The 1,303-nt window shown below is 65.1% G+C and carries 1 protein-coding gene; it reads right to left on the bottom strand.

Annotation, left to right across the window (positions count from 1 at the left end; all coding sequences use genetic code 11):
* Positions 1–1,254, bottom strand: a 1,254-nt coding sequence (locus FGK64_RS22085; protein WP_138866024.1) for a Rieske 2Fe-2S domain-containing protein, incomplete at its 3' end; no start/stop codon positions are given.
* Positions 1,255–1,303 lie beyond the last annotated feature (49 nt).

The raw sequence follows: 1,303 nt of genomic DNA, 5'->3' as shown, positions 1-1,303 counted from the left end.
GTGGCTGACGAGGGTGCGCCAGTCGACGTCTTTGGGGTAGACGCCTTCGTGCGAGGCGATGTTGGCCTGGGGGATGTCCGAGGCGGTGCCGATGGCAGGGCCGCCTTCGGCGACCTTGGCGGCGGCATCGGCCATCAGGCGGCGGAACTCGACGATGGCAAGGTCGGAGGCGCCAAGCACGTCGGTGTGGCGCTGCACCCGGCTGCCCATCGAGACCCACATGATGATGTCCTCGTTGGGGATGCCCGGCACGCCGGTGAAATGCCCCTCTTTCATCAATGCCCGATCCTGCTTGAAGTCGTTCTCGAGCGTGCGCAGGGTGCGCCATTTGTCGTCCAGGTCCTTGCCCGGCACCGCGTGGTTGAAGGCGCGCCATTCCTCGGTCGAGGGCACGTTCGGCCCGCCGAAGGCAAGGAAGTGGAACGCCGTCTCGTCATCGTTGATCGGCACGATGACGCTGGCGACCTTGTAGTTGTTGTTGGGCGGAATCAACGAGTAATAGGGGGCGACAAACTCGGTGATGCGCAGGTAGTGATGCGTCTGCGCGTTCTTGATCGGCTTGCGGATCGCCGCGTAGTGAAAGCCGTAGCTGGTCGTCTCGGTCTGCATCCGGGGCGATTTGTCGGTCGACGGGCGATACCACGATTTGTCGTCGGCCGCCGCGCCTTCGACGCGGGCCGGCTTCATCGTCGAGGAATGCAGCGACGAGGAATGGGCGCTGTCGATCTGGCCTTCGTGGATCTGCGCCCAGTTGGCGGGCACGCGGATCTTCAGGATCGACACCGGCGTGTCCTCGGTCGGGGCAAAGGCGGGCGGCTGGAACGCGGGCATCTCGTCCTTCTCGCCAAGCCAGGCCCAGACAAAGCCGCCCCACTCGCGCAGCGGGTACGACCGGGCCTTGACCTTGTCCATCAGCGGGCTGCCCTCGGGCTCGGACGACATCGCGACCACGTTGCCGTCCACGTCCATCTTCCACCCGTGATACAGGCAGCGCAGGCCGCACTCTTCGTTGCGGCCATAGACCAGCGACGCCTTGCGGTGCGGGCAGAGTTCGTCCAGCATCCCGAGCCGCCCCTTGCTGTCGCGGAACGCCACATAGCTCTCGCCCAGAACCTCGACCCGCAGCGGCTTGCCATCGGGCTCGGCAACCTCTTCCATCAGGCAGACCGGCGTCCAGTGCTGACGCATCAGCTTTCCCATCGCCGCATCACCTGACACAAGCGTCAACATGTCGTTCTCTTCGCGCGTAAGCATCCTGTCATCTCCTCCGGTTCCGCTCGTGGCGGCCAACTTGGGCTGGACG

The organism is Arenibacterium halophilum (assembly GCF_005938225.1).
In the GTDB taxonomy this organism is placed as follows: domain Bacteria; phylum Pseudomonadota; class Alphaproteobacteria; order Rhodobacterales; family Rhodobacteraceae; genus Arenibacterium; species Arenibacterium halophilum.
This window is presented reverse-complemented; position numbering and strand designations above follow the sequence as displayed.